This window comes from Micromonospora sp. S-DT3-3-22 (assembly GCF_015354745.1).
In the GTDB taxonomy this organism is placed as follows: Bacteria; Actinomycetota; Actinomycetes; order Mycobacteriales; family Micromonosporaceae; genus Micromonospora; species Micromonospora wenchangensis.
In genome coordinates, this window is record NZ_JACGMO010000024.1 from 39,600 (window position 1) to 56,174 (window position 16,575).

Below are 16,575 nucleotides of genomic sequence, written 5' to 3' on the forward strand. Positions count from 1 at the left end.
CCCCTTCCGCGTGACCCGCAGCGGCCGGCGGGGCGCGCGGGCGTGGCCGGCGTGGCCACGCCCGTCAGCAGGGGGCGTCGGCGGCCGGGCAGAGGCGTTTCGCGGCGGTCCCGCCCAGCGCGAGCAGGTCGGCCTGGCTCATCCCCGACCCGGTGCCGTCGACCCGGTCGGCGACCGTGTCCGGGGCGGGCACCACCACGGTGACCAGGTCACCGACCCGGACCACCAGGGTGGTCTCGACGGTCGCCGCCGCGCCGACCGGTTTCCCGCCGGTCTGCGCCAGGGGCTGCGACGCGACGTGCCGCAGCAGCACCGACTGGTCACCGGCGAAGTCCCGCGCCGTCGGCTCCCAGCGGTGCTCCTGCCCGGTGGCCACCGGCTGCTGGTCGGCGGCGAGCGTCGACGCGTTGAGGGTCCACTCGGCGCAGGCGTTGAGCAGCCGGTCGATCTCGCCGAACAGCCACCGCCCCCGGGGCAGTTCGATGCGGTAGACGTCCTGGCTGAGCACCGGAGTGGCCGGCCGGCCGGCCCGGGTCGTCGGGCGGAGCAGGGTCTGCGACCGGGAGGCGCGGGACACCGACAGTTGGGCCCTGACGTCGCGTTCCCGCCCGCACGATTCGAGCAGCGGATCGATCCGGACGATCTCCCCCAGGCCGGTGTCGCCGAGCCGTACGCCGGTCTTCGTGGGCAGGTCGGCGGGGGTCAGCAGGGCGTCGAGGGGGATCTCCGTCCGAACCGGGGCCGACGCGGGGGCGGACACGGGGGCCGCGACCGGGGCGGTGGGCGTCGCCGGCCCGGTGGGCCGCTCCCGTACCGCCACGGCGGCACCGGCCAGCACGACGAGCACCGTCGCCGCCGACAGCGCCGCCGTACGACGACTGCGGCGGCGGGCGCGGGCCCGCAGCTCCGCCGGCTCGGGCCAGCGGACCTCACGCAGGTCCCGGTGCAGCCGGTCGACGAAGGCCAGCTCCTCACTCATCGGACCTCCTCCAGGTCGCCACCGGCGAGCAGCCCGGCGAGCGCGGCACGCCCCCGGGAGAGCCGGGCCTTGACCGTGCCCACCGGGGCCGCGGTCTCCCGGGCCACCTCGGCCACGGGCATGCCGAGCAGGTAGTAGAGGGCGAGCGCGGTGCGCTGCTCCTCGGGCAGTTGCCGCAGGGCGGCGACCACCTCCAGGGTTTCGGTGCCGGGGCCGGGCACGCTCTCGGTCGTCACCCCGTGCCGCAGGTAGGCGCGGGCCCGGCTGCGCAGGCTGCGCCACCGGCTCACCGCGATCCGGGAGGCCACCACGCGTACCCAGGCTTCCGGGTCGTCGTAGCCGCTCACCGTCGACCAGCGTTGCCAGGCCCGGATGTACGCCTCCTGCACGGCGTCCTGCGCCTCGGCCAGGTTGCCGGTGAGCGCGTAGACGAAGCCGAGCAGCCGTTGCCGGCTGCCCCGGTAGAACTCGTCGAAGCCGTCGACGTCCGGCACCCTGGTTACCTCCCCCGTGGCGGTCAGAGGTGACACGCGTGCCGCGCCCCGGTGGGTTGCGTGGTCAGCCGGTCATTCTGCCCGGTCGAGCAGGTCGGTCAGCTCGGCGAGCGGGAAGGTGCCGGCGGGGAGGCGTTCCCGGGCCAGCCGCCGGACCGCCGTCTGCACGGCGGCGTTGGCCGGCGTGGGCACCCCGTACCGGCGGCCGAGCAGCACGATCTCGCCGTTGAGGTGGTCGACCTCGGTGGTACCGGCGGCCCGGGTGAGGCTCTGCCAGGTGGAGCTGCCGCTGCGCGGTTGCCCGTCGACCGGCCGGGTGCCTACCCGGTCCCCGCGTTCGGCGCGTTCCTCCTCGTCGGAGGGGTGGGCGATGCCCGCGGCGGCGAGCACGGCGACGCCCTCGGCCCGGACCCGGTCGAGCAGCCGGTCCGGCAGGCCGGCACCGAACAGGGCCTGCACCCCGTTGCCGAGGTTGTTGAGCAGTTTGCCGTACTTCCAGCGCATCACGTCGTCGCGGACGGGGGCGAGGAAACCGGCGGCGGTCAGGTCCGCCGACACCGCCGCGTCGACCTCGTCGGCACCGCCCGGGTAGCGCCCGAGGTGCAACATCCCCGGGTACGGGTGGCCGCTGGCGATCACCACGCCCGGGTCGAGGTGGGTGGCCGGCAGCCACACGCAGACCGGATGCACCTGCGCGAACAGGCGCAGCGCGGTGGGTTCGTTCGCCACCCCGTTCTGCGCGGTGAACAGGGGCAGCCGCTGGCCCGCCGTACCGCCCCCGGCGACCGGGGCGTCCGCCCAGGTGTCCAGGGCGGCCCAGGTGTGCTGCGACTTGACCGTCAGCACGAGGACGGTGTCGGCGGGCAACGGCTGCGGTCCCGGCCCGTCGGTGGCCGGCCCCCGCCAGGTCACCGCCCGCCCGGGGGTGCGCAGGGTGAGCCCGTCGCGCCGGATCGCCGCCAGGTGCGGCCCGCGCGCCACCAGCGTCACGTCCCGGCCGGCCTCCCCCAGCAGTACGCCGATGGTGCCGCCGACCGCGCCCGCTCCGATGATCAGGTATCGCACCCGACCGATTCTGCCCGCATCCGCCCAGGTCGGCGACCCGACGTCGGGGTGCCACCGGTCACCCCGGGCCCGATCGGACGCCCCCCGACCGGCGCGGGACGCCGTATCGGGTCAGCGCGGGACGCCCACCCCCGGCCCGACGCGGGACGCCCGCCCCGGGTCAGAGTGGGATGCCCGCCTCGGCGAGCAGCGGGCCGGCGAGCAGGACCGCGCCGACGGCGAGGGCGAACAGGTTGACCAGCCCGAAGACGAGCACCCAGAGCAGCGCCGGGAAGGGCGTCAGGTGGGCCAGTTGGTCGGCGTCGGACTCGGGCATCCGACCCCGGCTGCGCAGCCGTTGCAGCTCGAAGACCGGCCGGACGCCGCCGAACAGCAGGAACCAGACCGACGTCCAGGCGAACACGGCCTGCACCTGCGGGGTGGCGTACCAGGAGACGACGAGCACCACCCCGCCGGTGACCAGCAGGGACAGCACCCCGAAGACGTTGCGGACGAGCAGCAGCATGGCGAGCAGCAGCGCGACCGCGACCCAGAGCAGCAGGGTGATCCGGTTGCCGCCGAGCAGCCAGGCGCCGCCCAGGCCGACCAGGGACGGCGCGACGTACCCGGCGAGCAGGGTGAGGATCATGCCGGGGCCGGTGGGACGGCCGGCGCTGAGGGTGAGGCCGGAGGTGTCCGAGTGCAACCTGATGCCGTGCAGCCGTCGTCCGGTGAGCAGCGCCGCCAGGGCGTGACCGCCCTCGTGCGCGATGGTCACCGCGTTGCGGGCGACCCGCCAGGACGACCGGACCGCGACGACCACCAGCGCGGCCACGGCGGTGAGCACCACCAGCAGGGGCGGCGGGTCGGGTTGGGCGCTGAACAGCCGGTCCCAGAGGTCGCCCAGCCCGTCGATCGACACCATGGCCGGGGAGCCTACCCGGCCGGATCGTGTCACTCGACGGTCGTCGCCCCGTACCGTGTGAGACCTGACCGGGCGCCGAGCGGAGCGGTAGGTGAGGGCCGGTGGACCCGGCTCCCCTGGAACACCACGTCGGCCCCTGGACCGAGGCCGGCTACCTCGCCATGGGCGACACCCCGAACCGGATCGTCATTCCCGACGTGGTGGTCGCCGACACCGACGACGAGGGCACGGTGGTCGAGGCCGGCGAGGTGGCCCTGGTCTGCGAGATCGTCTCGCCGGGCAACGCCGTGGAGGACCGGGTCGCGAAGGCCGGCGAGACGCTGACCCTGGCCGAGCCGTTCCGTTGGCAGCTCGACCCGGCCACGCTGCGCTGAGCCGACCCGCTGCCTGATACCGCCTCCGGCCTGCCCTGACCGGTTCAGATCACCGCACGTCGAGTCGACCGTTGTCGATGAAAGTTTCCTTAAGCCCTCTTGCGATCAAGGGCAGGAATCTCCAAAGATTGGCGTCAATCGATTGGCGTCCCTGGAGGAATCCATGACCCGTACCAGATTCTCGATGCGCCGGCTGTTCGCCGCCGGTCTCACCGTGGCCGCCACCGCGGCCGCGGCCCTCGTCGTCACGGCCGGACCTGCGGCCGCCGCCACCACCGCCGGCGTCGACGTCTCCCGCTACCAGGGCTCCATCAACTGGACCAGCGTCCGCAACGCCGGCATCGAGTTCGCCTTCATCAAGGCCACCGAGGGTACGACCTACAAGGACCCGAACTTCAACACCAATTACGTCAACGCCTACAACGCCGGGGTGATCCGCGGGGCCTACCACTTCGCCCTGCCGAACGCCTCCTCCGGCGCCACCCAGGCCGGCTACCTGGCCAGCAACGGCGGAGCCTGGTCGGCGGACAGCCGCACCCTGCCGGCGGCGCTGGACATCGAGGCCAACCCGTACAGCGGCGGCACCTGCTACGGGCTGTCCACCACCGGGATGCGCAACTGGATCCAGGACTTCCTCAACACCTACCGCTCCCGCACCGGCCGGTACGCGGTGATCTACACCACCACCAGCTGGTGGAACCAGTGCACCGGCAGCTGGACGGGCCCGTGGGCCAACCACCCGCTCTGGCTGGCCCGCTGGGCGAGCGCGCCGGGGACCCTGCCGGCGGGCGCCCCGGTCTGGAGCTTCTGGCAGTACACCAGCACCGGCAGCGTCTCCGGGATCAGCGGCAACGTCGACCGCAACTACTGGAACGGCGACCGCTCCCGGCTGATCGCGCTGGCGAACAACACCTGACCGCCCCCGCAGACGGCTCGGCGGCAGCGGGACCAGCCATCACCGTACGGTCGATGGCTGGTCCCGCTGCCGCCGTCGCGGTCGACGACCAGAGTCGGGTCAGGCGCTCTTCCGGCTGGTCAACGGCATGGTCACGGCATCCGTGGCGGTGGTCGTCGCGGCCCGTCGGCTCAGCCGCCAGGCGGCGACCCCGGCGGCGGCGACCGTCACGACGGCGATCGACACGACCAGCGCGGCCACGCCGGCGCTGAGCAGCAGCAGGACGACATCGCCGAGAGCGACGAGCATCCACAGTGCCAGTCGCGGCCGGGCGTCCCTGCGTCGGTAACTCATCTCGCTACCTCCTTCCGTCGTCCCGGGTCAGATACCCCGGATGACGGAAAGTCATGCGAAACGATTTCACCCCCGGCGGGAATCCCCCGGGATCAGTTCTTCCGGTCCGGCACGAACCGGCTGGTGATCAGGGCGAAGTTGGCCAGGTTGGCGTTCCACTCCTTCGCCGCGACCTCCCACCGGATCGCGTAGCCCCGGTTCGTGGCGGTGACGAAGCCCCGGTTGCGGACGTGGATGCGGGTGTTGTCCCGGGTTTCCAGCCAGTCCCAGTCGGCGCAGGTGCGGTAGCCGCCGCACGCCTTGATGTCGAGGTACTGGTAGTTGTTGACGTAGTTGCTCCGGTTAGGTTCCTGCTCCTTCCAGTCGGCGACCGCGTCCTTCTTGGGACTGGACGTCCACTGGATGAACAGCTCCCGCACCCCGTTCGGCTCGGTGATGACCACCGAGTCGGAACGGACACTGCGCCGCCAGCCCTTCGGCACCGGGACCTTGAACGTCGGCCCCTGGTACATCTCCCAACCCTCGGGCAGCGCGTTCGGGTCGGTGGAGGGGGTGGCCGACGGCGTCGGGCTGGGCGCGGCGCTGGTCGGGGGCGGGGGTGCCGGAGCCGACGTGGGGGCGGCGGAGGAGGCGACGGCGCTCGTCGGGTCGGTGGCCTGCGGGGTGCCGTTCTCCGGGTCGTCGGAGCGGGTGAGCAGCGGGACGGCCAGCGCCAACCCCACCAGCAGCACCGCGACCAGCGCACCGATCAGCAGGTTACGGCGCTTGTGGTCCGGTGGCGTCCCGTCGTACACCGGGACGGAGGCGACCCCGGCGGACCCGGCGGGCGGGCTGACCGGCGCGTCCAGCACGGCGGTGGGGTTGGCCGGCGGGGGCTGGTCGGAACGACCGGCGCGGACCGGTGGGTCGATCTTGCTGGTCGGTGCGGCGTCCGCGTCGGCCGGTGCGACAGCCTCGCCGGTCGCGGGGGCGTCGGCCGAATCCCCCGGGCCGGTCGACGCGGCGTCGGCCCCGGTCGGCGGGGTGACCTTCGTGGTGGGTCCGGCGTCCACCCCGGCCGGCACCGTCGCGGTGGCGTCCGCACCCACCGTCGACGCGCCGGTGACGACCGTCGGTTCCGCCGCGCCACCCGTCGCGGTGGCACCGCCCGCCGTGACCCGCGTGGCGGCGCTGTCGTTCGCGGTGGCGCTGTCCGCCGCCGCCTTCGCGGCTGCGGCACCGGTGGCGGCTCCCGCTGCGGCGGCCAGGGACGACGAGGTCTTCGCGCCGGTCCCGCCCTGCGCCGGGCGGGGCGCCGGCACCACCGGGGTACGTGGCTCGCGCGGACCGTTCGGCCCCGGTCGGCGGACCCCGTCGAGCAGGGAGATGCCCCTGGCCCGCTTGCCGGCGGCGCGGCGCAGCATGCGCTCGGCGACCTCGGCGGTGATCCGCTCGGTCGGGTCCTTGCGGAGCAGGCCGGTCAGCACCGGCTTCAACGGGCCGGCGTTCCTGGCCGGCGGCAACGGCTCCGTGGCCAACGCGGCCAGGGTGCCGATCGCCGACGGCCGGGCGTACGGCGACTTGCCCTCCACCGCCGCGTAGAGCGTCGCCCCCAACGACCAGAGGTCCGCCTCCGGCCCGGCGGTGCCGTCCCGGGCCCGCTCCGGCGCGATGTACGCCGGTGAACCGAGCACCATGCCGGTGCGGGTGACGTTCGGGTCGCCCGGGATGGTGGCCAGTCCGAAATCGGTCAGCACCACCCGACCGTCGGTGCCGAGCAGCACGTTGCCCGGCTTGACGTCCCGGTGCATGACACCGGCCTTGTGGGCGGCCTTCAACGCGCCCAGCACGCCCAGCCCGATCTCCACCGCGCGGGACGCCGGAACCGGACCGTCCTCGGCGAGGGTGTCCTGCAACGACTTCGACGCCACGTACTCCATGACGATCCACGGGTCGCCGTCGGTGCGCAGCACGTCGAAGATGCGGACCACGTTGACGTGGTTGAGCCGGGCGATCGCCCGCGCCTCCCGCAACGACCGTTCCCGCATCTCGCGGCGCTCGTCGTCGGTCAGGCTGGGCGGCGGGACGAGTTCCTTGATGGCGACGTCCCGGTGCAGCACCTCGTCGCGGGCCTTCCAGACCCGGCCCATGCCGCCCTGACCGAGCGGCGAGAGCAGCCGGTACCGGTCAGCGACGAGTTGGGAAGGTACGTCAGACATCGGTGAGACGGTACCCGGCCCCACCAACGCGTACACCGCCGGCACGCCACTGTGCGACGTGGGTCAAGTTGTCGACGCGTACCCTGGCGTCATGTCTGCCGAAGAGCCGCTGTTCCGGATCGTCCGGGGGGTCCCGACCGCCGAGGAACTGGCCGCGCTGGTGGGCGCGCTCGCGCTCCGTTCCCGGCCGGCCGGCCCGCCCCCGCCGGTGGCGGGGTCCGCGTGGGCGCGCAGCGCCCGCCCGGCCGGCGCGACCCCCGCGCCCGGTCACGGTGCCTGGCGCGCCTCCGGCCTGCCCCGCTGACGCTCTCCCCCGCTGCGCGGCTCGGGTACGCGCAGTCGCCCCCGCCACTCGGCCCGGGGCTGCCGAGATCGACGCCTTACCACTAACCTCACTCTGGGAGACGGCGTCGTGACAGTCGGGAGGACCAGTGATCCCAGAGGAGGGCCGCCCAGCTTCCGGGTCGGGTGGCTACGGCGGCATCGAGGCCGACATCCGACAGATGCGGGAGTTCGCCGACCGGCTCCAGCACGAGGTCGACCGGAACTACACGCCGCACCTGCGGTACATCGCCGACGACATGACCGCCGCAGTGCCCAACCCGTGCGACGCCTTCATCGAACTGGTGCACTTCCTCCAGGCGCACTGGGAAACTCAGCAGGCCACCTCCGACCTGGTGCACGGGTTGGCCGGCAACACCGGCCGGCTGGCCGCCGCCGCCCACCGGATCGCCGCCGATTACCAGGGTTCCGACGCGTTCGCCGACGCCCGGGTGACCGACGTCGAACGCGCCCTGCACAACCCGCAGAGCACCGCGTCCACCCTGCTCACCGACCGTTCCTCGTGGACGGCCCCCGAACCCAACAGCCCGGAGAACCCGGGCCCGGTGGTGCTGCCGTGATCGAACGGGGCAGCGGCCGGACGTCCGGCCTCACCGACTGGCAACTGATGGACGTGCTCAGCATGTGGGCGTGCCTCCAGGACCAGGAGACGCCGGGGCACTGGAAGCACGTCGCCGGATGGCGCAAGGTCTGTGAACTCGCCCAGAACCACCTGCGGCAACTCCGGCAGTACCGCGCCGGCCTCGCCGAGGCGTGGCCGCCGGCCACGAACGCCGCCGCCAGGACGTACCTCGGGGAACTGGACGAGCTGATCAGCAAGGTGCAGCGCACCCACGACACGGCAGCCGCCAACCACGACGCCCTCGCCGCCGTCACCCGCGCCATCGACAGCACCAGGCCGGAACTCAAGCGGATACGCGACGACTACGCCGAAAAGCTCGCCCGCAAGCGCGGGTACGAGGCGACGCTGGCCGATCCCAAAGCGGCGGCCGGCAGCCGGGTGGTGGACCCGCCGGTGACCGACGCGGACCTGGAACGACTCAACGTGCAGGCACGGGGGTTGATGTTCGGGCTCAGCAGCGAACTCCAACAAGCCCAAGCCATGCTCCAAAAACCCCCACCTACACCGTCACGAATTCCCGTTAAAGATCATTCAAGCTCAGATGCCTACAATGGCGCAGGAACTATCGCAGCAATTCCACCGATTACCCCTGTCCCAATTTCAATAAGCGGCGACGTGGGCGCGCGTCAGTCATCGACCATAAACCGGAGAGCATCGACTCCGACACCACTTCAAAATGGGCCCATTCTAGGCAACGCAGGCACCGCCACTTCTCCACAAATTCCCACAGCAATAGGCGCAGCGCCTTCAGTTGGCGTACCTCCGGGCGGCATACAACAACCACCTTTTCCGTCCTCTATCCCCTCCCCGGGTCACACGGATTATGTCGGCGCCAACAAGCGGTTGGACACCAAGCCTGTTCGAGCACTGAACGAAGGGAAGCCCGAGACACCTCAGCGGACACCTCCCCGTCCAGCACCCCCGAACGGAACAATCGGCAGCACCCCCGCCATGGGCTTTTCCCAACAAGGAAACCCGGTGCCGCCGCGGAGAATCAATCCAATCGGCGGCGTAATCGGTGGCGGAGCTGCCGGAACAGCACCAGCCGGAGGGGCCGGCTCACGACCTGGCGGTCGACAACCGAGCGGGAGTCAGAATCTGCCCTTCGGGGCCACCCCAGCAGGGGCAATTCCGAAATGGAACGACGAAAGCGACAGACCCAGCAAAGCCGGCAAGCGCTGGGACCCCGACCATCCTTGGGAAGTTGAAGACGGGGTAACGCCTGTCGTTCGCCCGCCCGAAGACGGCGGGCCTATAGATCCAGGGCCGGCAATCGGCTTCAACCGGTGAAGCATATTTTTGTAATTGCGTTTACCGCACTTACAATTACCGCCACACTTCTGCCCAGCGCCGATCCTCTGGCAGACGACGCAGCTCGAATCCGGAGAGACCAGTGGCACCTCCGCTACCTGAAGACAGCGGAGGCGCAATCCATTAGCCAAGGGGAAGGAGTTGTGGTTGCACTTCCGGATACTGGCGTTTCACCACACCCGGACCTAGCCAGAAACCTTCTTCCAGGAACAGACTTGACAGCAGGGGAAGGCAACGGACAACGGGACCGCAACGGCCACGGAACTGGCATGGCCGGCCTAATTGCAGCTCACGGCAAGGGCCGCGAAGGAGCTTTAGGCATCGCCCCGAAAGCTAGAATCTTGCCCATTAACGTCTCGCCGCAAGGCGAGTCGACTGCAGACTTGATGGCCGCCGGTCTTGAGTTTGCCACTAAACGCGGCGCGCGAATAGTTTGCATTTCCAGCGGCGGACCCGCGAATGACCGCCTACGGGCAGCAGTCAAAACCGCACTCCAGGCAGATGTAGTTATCATTGCAGCCGCCGGCAATACGCCTGATGACAGCGGCGTCTTATACCCCGCTGCGGATAAGGGCGTACTAGCAGTTGCCGGCATCGGCCGAGACGGCGCACATGCACCGATTTCTGTGAGTGGGCCGGAGATTGATGTTGTTGCTCCGGCGGTGGACATCTACAGCACCAGCATCAATGGCAAGTACCGCAAGGGCACCGGGACGTCCGATGCCACCGCCATTGTGGCCGGGGCGGCGGCGTTGGTCCGCTCGAAGTACCCCCACCTCCCCGCCGCCGAGGTCGTCCACCGCCTCACCGCGACGGCTGTCGACAAGGGTCCGCCCGGCCGGGACGACCAGTACGGCTACGGCGTCATCGACCTGGTGGCCGCGCTCACCGCCGACGTACCACCGCTCGGTTTCGAGGGTGCGACGGTGACCCCGCCGGGCGGCGCGACGAGTGCCGCCGCGCAGCCTGCCGGCGGTGACGGCGACGGCGATGCCGCCGTGCGGGGGTGGGTCACGTTGGGGGTGATCGTGGCGGCCGGCGGCGGGTTCCTGGTGTGGCGTCGACGTCGACGTGCCGACGACCCGCCGCCGAGAATCAGCCGGTAGCGTCGGTCCCGTGTCGAACTCCCTGCCGCTCCGTCTCGTGCTCGCCTCGCAGAGCCCCGCCCGCCGCAAGTTGCTCCAGGCTGCCGGGATCGAACCCGACGTGCTGGTCAGCGGCGTCGACGAATCCCTGGTGGTCGCGGAACGGGCCGAGGATCTGTGCCTGGAGTTGGCCCGGCGCAAGGCGCAGGCCGTCGCCGACCGGCTACGTTCCACTCCGGACGAGCGGACGCTCGTGTTGGGCTGTGATTCGGTGCTCGCGTTCGACGGTGAGATCCTCGGTAAGCCGGCGGACGCGGCCGACGCGACCCGCCGGTGGGAGCGGATGCGCGGACGCAGCGGGGTGCTGCACACCGGCCACTACCTCGTCGACGTGGGGCACGAATCGCGGGTCGGGGCGGTGGCCTCGACGGTCGTGCACTTCGCCGACGTCACCGATGCGGAGATCGCGGCGTACGTGGCCACGGGCGAGCCGTTGGCGGTGGCCGGCGCGTTCACCATCGACGGGTTGGGTGGGGCGTTCCTGACCGGGATCGAGGGCGATCCGGGCACGGTGGTCGGGTTGTCGTTGCCGCTGCTCCGTCAGCTCCTGCACGATCTGGGGCTGAGCATCACGGACCTGTGGACGAAGGTCGCGCCGGGAGCCCAGGAGGTCGAGCCGCTCGGCTAACGTCCGGTCATGACCACGAAGCCGTTGCCGCTGACGCCGGAACTACAGGCCTACATCGTCGCCCATGGTTCTCCGCCGGACGAGATCATCCGTGACCTGGCGGAGGAGACCCGGGCGGTGCTGCCGGCGCACGCCGAGATGCAGGTGGCGCCGGAGCAGGCGGCGTTCCTCACCTTCCTGACCCGGTTGCTGGGCGTACGGCAGGCCGTCGAGGTGGGCACGTTCACCGGGCTGTCGTCGCTGGCGATCGCCCGGGGGCTGCCCGAGGACGGCCGGTTGACCTGCTTCGACATCTCGGAGGAGTTCACCGGCATCGCGCGGTCGTACTGGCAGCGGGCGGGGGTGGCCGACCGGATCGAGTTGCGGATCGGTCCGGCCGCCGAGACGCTGCGGGAGTTGCCGCACGAGCGTCACCTGGACTTCGCCTTCATCGACGCCGACAAGGTCGGCTATCCGGTGTACTGGGCGGAGTTGGTGCCCCGGATGCGGGCGGGCGGGGTGATCGCGGTCGACAACACGCTGCGCGCCGGCCGGGTGCTCGCCCCGCGCGACGAGGCCGACCGGGCGATCGCCGCCTTCAACGACGAGGTGCTGGCCGACGTACGTGTCGACGCGGTACTGCTGCCTCTCGCCGACGGCGTCACCCTCGCCCGGGTGCGCTGACCGGCCGGTCGGGGGAGCCTGGCAAGATCGCCTCCCCTGGGCCGATGTTGTGGTGTCCACCTCGCACCGATACCGCTGAATTGGCGACATGAGGTCGATCACCTCCCCCACGGCGGGGCACCGGTCTGACGCGACGAGCGCGTGACCGGGCCCCGCCCGGGGTGGCGACGACCCTCAGCGGACGCTGCGGGCGAACTGGCGGGCCGCCCAGAAGACGCCGGCGGCGGCGAGCACCGCGATGATGGCCAGCCCCTGCCACACCTTGTCGTTGGCGAGGTCACCGGCGAACAACGCGCGGGTGCCGTCGACCGCCCAGGAGAACGGGTTCCACTCGGCGACCCCCTGGAGCCAGCCGGGGGCGAAGGTGAGCGGCAGCAGGATGCCGGAGAGCAGCAGCACCGGCTGGGCCACGGTGTTCATCAGCGGGGCGAGCGCGTCCTCGCTCTTGACCTTGAGCGCGACGCCGTACGAGACGGCCGAGGTCATCAGCGCGATCAGGGCCAGCATCAGGTACGCCAGCAGCAGGTCCCCGATGAAGACCCGCAGGTCGAACAGGAGCGCCAGCAGGGTGATGATGACCGCCTGCACGATCAGCGAGACGACGTCGCGCAGAGAGCGGCCGAGCAGCAGGGCGAGCCGGCTGATCGGGGTGACCCGGGACCGCTCGATGACCCCGGCGCGCAGCTCGGCGATCAGGCCGAAGCCCTGGAACAGCCCGCCGAAGATGGCCAGCAGCACCAGCAGGCCGGGTACGAAGATCTTGTACGCGGCAGCCTGGGTGGGCGCGTTCAGCGCCGGCTTGAGCAGCGGGGCGAAGAGCAGCAGGTACATCACCGGCTGGAAGACGCCGACGAAGACCCAGACCGGGTTGCGCAGCAGCAGTTGGAGTTGGCGTTGGAAGATCAGCCAGGTGTCGCGGGCGAATTTCATCCGTGGTCTCCGGTGTCTCAGGACTCGCGCAGCGAGCGGCCGGTCTTGGTGAGGAAGACGTCGTCGAGGCTGGGGCGGTGCAGCTCGATGGAGCTCATGACCAGCCCGGCGTGGTCGAGCCGGCGCAGGATCTGCGGGATGGCGGTGGCACCCTCGTCGACGTAGAGGCGCAGCCCGCCCTCGTCGACGGTCTCCAGCTTGTTGAGGTACTCCTCGCCGTCGAGGAGTTCGGCGGCCTGCGGGGTGCTCGCCACGTCCAGGCCGACCAGCACGACGTCGCCGGAGATCTCCCGCTTCAGCTCGGCCGGGGTGCCCTCGGCGACCACCTCGCCGTGGTCCATGATCGCGATCCGGTCGCAGAGCGCGTCGGCCTCGTCGAGGTAGTGGGTGGTGATGAAGACGGTCATCCCCTCGGTACGCAGCCGGCGGATCTCGTCCCACATGTGCGCGCGGCTCTGCGGGTCGAGGCCGGTGGTCGGCTCGTCCAGGAAGACGATCTTCGGCTCGTGGATGATGCCGAGGGCGATCTCCACCCGTCGCCGCTGGCCGCCGGAGTAGGTCTTGCACTTGCGGTCGGCGTACTCGGTGAGCTGGAAGGCCTCCAGGGCGCGGACGGCGCGGCGGTGCGCGTCGGCCTTGCCGATGCCGTACATCCGGGCGTGCAGGACGAGTTCCTCGCGGGCGGTGCACTCGTCCCAGGTGCTGCCGCCCTGGGCCACGTAGCCGATCCGGCGGCGCACCTCGGCCGGGTCCTTGCGCAGGTCGGCGCCCGCGATGGTGGCCTCACCGCCGTCCGGCTCGATGAGCGTGGCGAGCATCCGCAGGGTGGTGGTCTTGCCGGCGCCGTTGGGGCCGAGGAAGCCGAAGATCTCCCCCGCCGGGACCTGGAGGTTCACCCCCCGGACGGCGTCGACCGTTTTCGTCTCCCGACCCTGCCGGGAGCGGAACGACTTCCGCAGCCCCCTGGTCTCGATCATCTCTGCTCCTGGTCGTCCGGGCCGGGTGGTGCCGGCCGTCGTCTGCCCCCGTGACGCCATGCGGCGTGCTCCCGCCAACGGGCCGGAAGCAGGCTAACGCGATATAGCTCTTATGGTCAACGTTGATTATTGCTTTTTTTGTCGCGCGGCGGACCGCCGTCGGTCCAGCCGGACCAGCCCTCCGTCCCCGTCAGCCCAGCAGGCAGGTACGACACCCCCGAGTCGATCCGCTCGGCGATCCGCCCGCACCAGGCCATCTCCGCCTCGGCCCGGGCCAGCCACAGCTCGAACATCCAGCTCACGTGCACCGGCTTGCTGGTGCGCACCCAGTCCGAGTCCAACGAGGCACGCATCGACTCGACACCGGCGCGCAGCAGGTTCGCCCGGTTGCGCAGCGCCGCCGCCGCCTCCTCGCGGGGCATCGCCGGCAGGAACGAGAAGGCCGCCACGAACGGGTCGGCCACCTCGTGCAGCTGCCACCACTGCGCCCGCAGCAGCGTCTCGAACTCGTCGTCCCCCTTCGGCGTCACCTCGTACGTGGTGCGCGCCGGTCGGGCACCGACCTGCTCGGTGGCGACCGTCCGCAACAGTCCCTCCTCGGCCAGCTTGCGCAGCGCGTGATAGATCGAGCCGGGCTGCACGTTCGCCCACTTGTCGGCACTCCAGCTCAACAGCTCGCGGCGTACGTCGTAGCCGTGCACGGGCTGCATCCACCGGACCAGCCCCAGGATCATCAACCGAGTCGCAGACACCGTACAAGCGTAATAACCAAGTTTGACTAGTCGACCGGGCCCACAGTGCGACATCCCACACTGAGTGATCGTTAGGGGGCCTCCGGGCTGCCGATACACTCCCCAGGCAACGACCCCGGGAGGAGCACCAGGTGCGCAAGGTACTCATCGCGAACCGTGGCGAGATCGCCGTCCGTGTCATCCGGGCCTGTCGCGACGCCGGTCTGGGCAGCGTCGCCGTCTACGCCGACTCCGACCGGGACGCCCTGCACGCCACCCTCGCCGACGAGGCGTACGCCCTCGGTGGTGACACCGCCGCCGACAGCTACCTGCGCATCGACAAGCTGATCGAGGTGGCCCGGCGGGCCGGCGCGGACGCCGTACACCCCGGTTACGGCTTCCTCTCCGAGAACGCCGACTTCGCCCAGGCCGTGCTGGACGCGGGCCTGACCTGGATCGGCCCGACCCCGCAGGCGATCCGCGACCTCGGCGACAAGGTCACCGCCCGGCACATCGCCCAGCGGGCCGGCGCGCCCCTGGTCCCGGGCACCGCCGATCCGGTCGCCGACGCCGACGAGGTGACCGCCTTCGCCGTCGAACACGGCCTGCCGGTCGCCATCAAGGCCGCCTTCGGCGGCGGCGGGCGCGGCCTCAAGGTGGCCCGCACCCTGGAGGAGATCCCGCACCTGTTCGAGTCGGCCACCCGGGAGGCGGTCGCCGCGTTCGGTCGCGGCGAGTGCTTCGTCGAGCGTTACCTCGACCAGCCCCGGCACGTCGAGGCGCAGGTGCTGGCCGACCGGCACGGCAACGTGATCGTGGTCGGCACCCGGGACTGCTCCCTGCAACGACGGCACCAGAAGCTGGTCGAGGAGGCCCCCGCGCCGTTCCTCACCGACGCGCAGCGCAGCCAGATCCACGACAGCGCCAAGGCGATCTGCCGGGAGGCCGGCTACCACGGCGCGGGCACGGTGGAATACCTGGTCGGCGCGGACGGCACCATCTCCTTCCTGGAGGTCAATACCCGACTCCAGGTGGAGCACCCGGTCACCGAGGAGACCGCCGGCGTCGACCTGGTCCGCGAGCAGTTCCGGATCGCCGACGGTGAGAAACTGCGGTTCACCGGGGACCCGGTCCCGCGCGGGCACGCCATCGAGTTCCGGATCAACGGCGAGGACCCGGGCCGCAACTTCCTCCCCGCGCCCGGCACCATCACCGCGCTGCGCCTGCCCACCGGCCCCGGCGTCCGGGTCGACACCGGGGTGAGCGCGGGCGACGTGATCGGCGGCAACTTCGACTCGCTGCTGGCCAAGGTGATCGTCACCGGCGAGACCCGCGCCGAGGCGATCGAGCGGGCCCGCCGGGTGCTCGACGAGATGGTCGTCGAGGGGATGGCCACCGCGCTGCCGTTCCACCGCCTCGTCGTACGCGACCCGGCGTTCACCACCGAGCCGTTCACCGTGCACACCCGGTGGATCGAGACCGAGTTCGACAACACCGTCCCGGCGTTCACCCCGACCGCCGCCCCCGCCGAGACGGCGGCGGCGCGCGAGACCGTCGTGGTCGAGGTGGGCGGCAAGCGGCTGGAGGTCACCCTCCCCGCCGGCCTCACCGGGGGTACGACCACCGCCGCCCCCGCCGCCCGCAGGCCGGCCCGCCGGGGTGGCGGCACCGGCACGGGTACGGCGGTCAGCGGCGACGCGCTCACCTCCCCCATGCAGGGCACCATCGTCAAGATCGCCGTCGCGGACGGGGACACCGTCGCCGAGGGGGACCTCGTCGTCGTCCTGGAGGCGATGAAGATGGAGCAGCCGTTGCACGCCCACAAGGCAGGCACGGTCACCGGGCTCGCCGCCGAGGTGGGCGCGGTGCTCACCGCCGGAGCGGCGATCTGCACCATCTCCTGATTCGCCGCCGTACGCCCACCGGGGCAGGGTGGTGTGAGCCACCGACGGCGGCGGGACGG

General features: G+C 71.4%; 18 protein-coding genes. 9 read left to right on the top strand and 9 right to left on the bottom strand.

Going from position 1 to position 16,575, the window contains the following annotated elements; translation table 11 throughout:
• Positions 1-64: 64 nt before the first annotated feature.
• The 4 genes from H1A17_RS09880 to H1A17_RS09895 form a co-directional block, all read right to left on the bottom strand.
• Entirely contained in the window at positions 65-979 is a 915-nt protein-coding gene (locus H1A17_RS09880; RefSeq protein WP_194821692.1) for a hypothetical protein, read from the bottom strand.
• Positions 976-1,473 (bottom strand): SigE family RNA polymerase sigma factor, encoded by a 498-nt coding sequence (locus H1A17_RS09885; RefSeq protein WP_145917901.1) that lies wholly within the window; start codon positions 1,471-1,473, stop codon positions 976-978. Before H1A17_RS09885 ends, H1A17_RS09880 begins: the two co-directional genes overlap by 4 nt.
• A gap of 72 nt (positions 1,474-1,545) precedes the next feature.
• The gene (locus H1A17_RS09890) at positions 1,546-2,538 is read right to left on the bottom strand and encodes a ketopantoate reductase family protein (protein WP_194821693.1); all 993 of its coding nucleotides are present in this window, start codon (positions 2,536-2,538) and stop codon (positions 1,546-1,548) included.
• A gap of 160 nt (positions 2,539-2,698) precedes the next feature.
• A complete protein-coding gene (locus H1A17_RS09895) occupies positions 2,699-3,442 on the bottom strand; it encodes a M50 family metallopeptidase (protein ID WP_145917899.1) in 744 nt (247 codons plus the stop codon).
• Positions 3,443-3,543: 101 nt separating this feature from the next.
• Between H1A17_RS09895 and H1A17_RS09900 the strand changes: the two genes are divergently transcribed.
• Together H1A17_RS09900 and H1A17_RS09905 are read left to right on the top strand one after the other, a co-directional pair.
• Positions 3,544-3,816: a hypothetical protein gene (locus tag H1A17_RS09900; RefSeq protein WP_194821694.1), complete on the top strand. Its 273-nt coding sequence runs from the start codon at positions 3,544-3,546 to the stop codon at positions 3,814-3,816.
• A gap of 163 nt (positions 3,817-3,979) precedes the next feature.
• Complete coding sequence (locus H1A17_RS09905; RefSeq protein ID WP_145917897.1) at positions 3,980-4,732, top strand: GH25 family lysozyme; 753 nt, start codon at positions 3,980-3,982, stop codon at positions 4,730-4,732.
• A gap of 99 nt (positions 4,733-4,831) precedes the next feature.
• On the opposite strand, the gene H1A17_RS09910 is transcribed toward H1A17_RS09905, so the two are convergent.
• Positions 4,832-5,065, bottom strand: a complete 234-nt coding sequence (locus H1A17_RS09910; protein ID WP_145917896.1) for a hypothetical protein — start codon at positions 5,063-5,065, stop codon at positions 4,832-4,834.
• A gap of 92 nt (positions 5,066-5,157) precedes the next feature.
• Positions 5,158-7,263 carry a serine/threonine-protein kinase gene (locus H1A17_RS09915; RefSeq protein ID WP_194821695.1) on the bottom strand — a complete coding sequence of 702 codons (2,106 nt, stop codon included), beginning with the start codon at positions 7,261-7,263 and terminating at the stop codon, positions 5,158-5,160.
• Positions 7,264-7,354: 91 nt separating this feature from the next.
• Between H1A17_RS09915 and H1A17_RS09920 the strand changes: the two genes are divergently transcribed.
• The 6 genes from H1A17_RS09920 to H1A17_RS09945 all read left to right on the top strand — a co-directional run bounded on the left by H1A17_RS09920 (position 7,355) and on the right by H1A17_RS09945 (position 11,974).
• Positions 7,355-7,567, top strand: a complete 213-nt coding sequence (locus tag H1A17_RS09920; protein ID WP_194821696.1) for an acyl-CoA carboxylase epsilon subunit — start codon at positions 7,355-7,357, stop codon at positions 7,565-7,567.
• A gap of 127 nt (positions 7,568-7,694) precedes the next feature.
• Complete coding sequence (locus tag H1A17_RS09925; protein ID WP_145917893.1) at positions 7,695-8,165, top strand: hypothetical protein; 471 nt, start codon at positions 7,695-7,697, stop codon at positions 8,163-8,165.
• Positions 8,162-9,517 carry a hypothetical protein gene (locus tag H1A17_RS09930; protein ID WP_194821697.1) on the top strand — a complete coding sequence of 452 codons (1,356 nt, stop codon included), beginning with the start codon at positions 8,162-8,164 and terminating at the stop codon, positions 9,515-9,517. Before H1A17_RS09925 ends, H1A17_RS09930 begins: the two co-directional genes overlap by 4 nt.
• Positions 9,518-9,531: 14 nt before the next feature.
• Complete coding sequence (locus H1A17_RS09935; protein WP_375372802.1) at positions 9,532-10,644, top strand: S8 family serine peptidase; 1,113 nt, start codon at positions 9,532-9,534, stop codon at positions 10,642-10,644.
• Positions 10,645-10,654: 10 nt separating this feature from the next.
• Positions 10,655-11,311, top strand: a complete 657-nt coding sequence (locus H1A17_RS09940) for a nucleoside triphosphate pyrophosphatase (RefSeq protein ID WP_194821699.1) — start codon at positions 10,655-10,657, stop codon at positions 11,309-11,311.
• A gap of 9 nt (positions 11,312-11,320) precedes the next feature.
• Entirely contained in the window at positions 11,321-11,974 is a 654-nt protein-coding gene (locus tag H1A17_RS09945; RefSeq protein WP_145917890.1) for an O-methyltransferase, read from the top strand.
• Between the two features lie 174 nt (positions 11,975-12,148).
• Here H1A17_RS09945 and H1A17_RS09950 read toward each other — a convergent pair whose 3' ends face one another.
• The 3 genes from H1A17_RS09950 to H1A17_RS09960 all read right to left on the bottom strand — a co-directional run bounded on the left by H1A17_RS09950 (position 12,149) and on the right by H1A17_RS09960 (position 14,618).
• Positions 12,149-12,904, bottom strand: coding sequence for an ABC transporter permease (locus tag H1A17_RS09950; RefSeq protein ID WP_145917889.1), 756 nt, complete (start codon positions 12,902-12,904; stop codon positions 12,149-12,151).
• 17 nt (positions 12,905-12,921) lie between these two features.
• Positions 12,922-13,881, bottom strand: a complete 960-nt coding sequence (locus H1A17_RS09955; protein WP_145917888.1) for an ATP-binding cassette domain-containing protein — start codon at positions 13,879-13,881, stop codon at positions 12,922-12,924.
• Between the two features lie 116 nt (positions 13,882-13,997).
• Positions 13,998-14,618, bottom strand: coding sequence for a PadR family transcriptional regulator (locus H1A17_RS09960; RefSeq protein WP_145922565.1), 621 nt, complete (start codon positions 14,616-14,618; stop codon positions 13,998-14,000).
• 146 nt (positions 14,619-14,764) lie between these two features.
• On the opposite strand from H1A17_RS09960, the gene H1A17_RS09965 reads away from it, so the two are divergent.
• Complete coding sequence (locus H1A17_RS09965; protein ID WP_194821700.1) at positions 14,765-16,516, top strand: biotin carboxylase N-terminal domain-containing protein; 1,752 nt, start codon at positions 14,765-14,767, stop codon at positions 16,514-16,516.
• Positions 16,517-16,575: the final 59 nt, after the last annotated feature.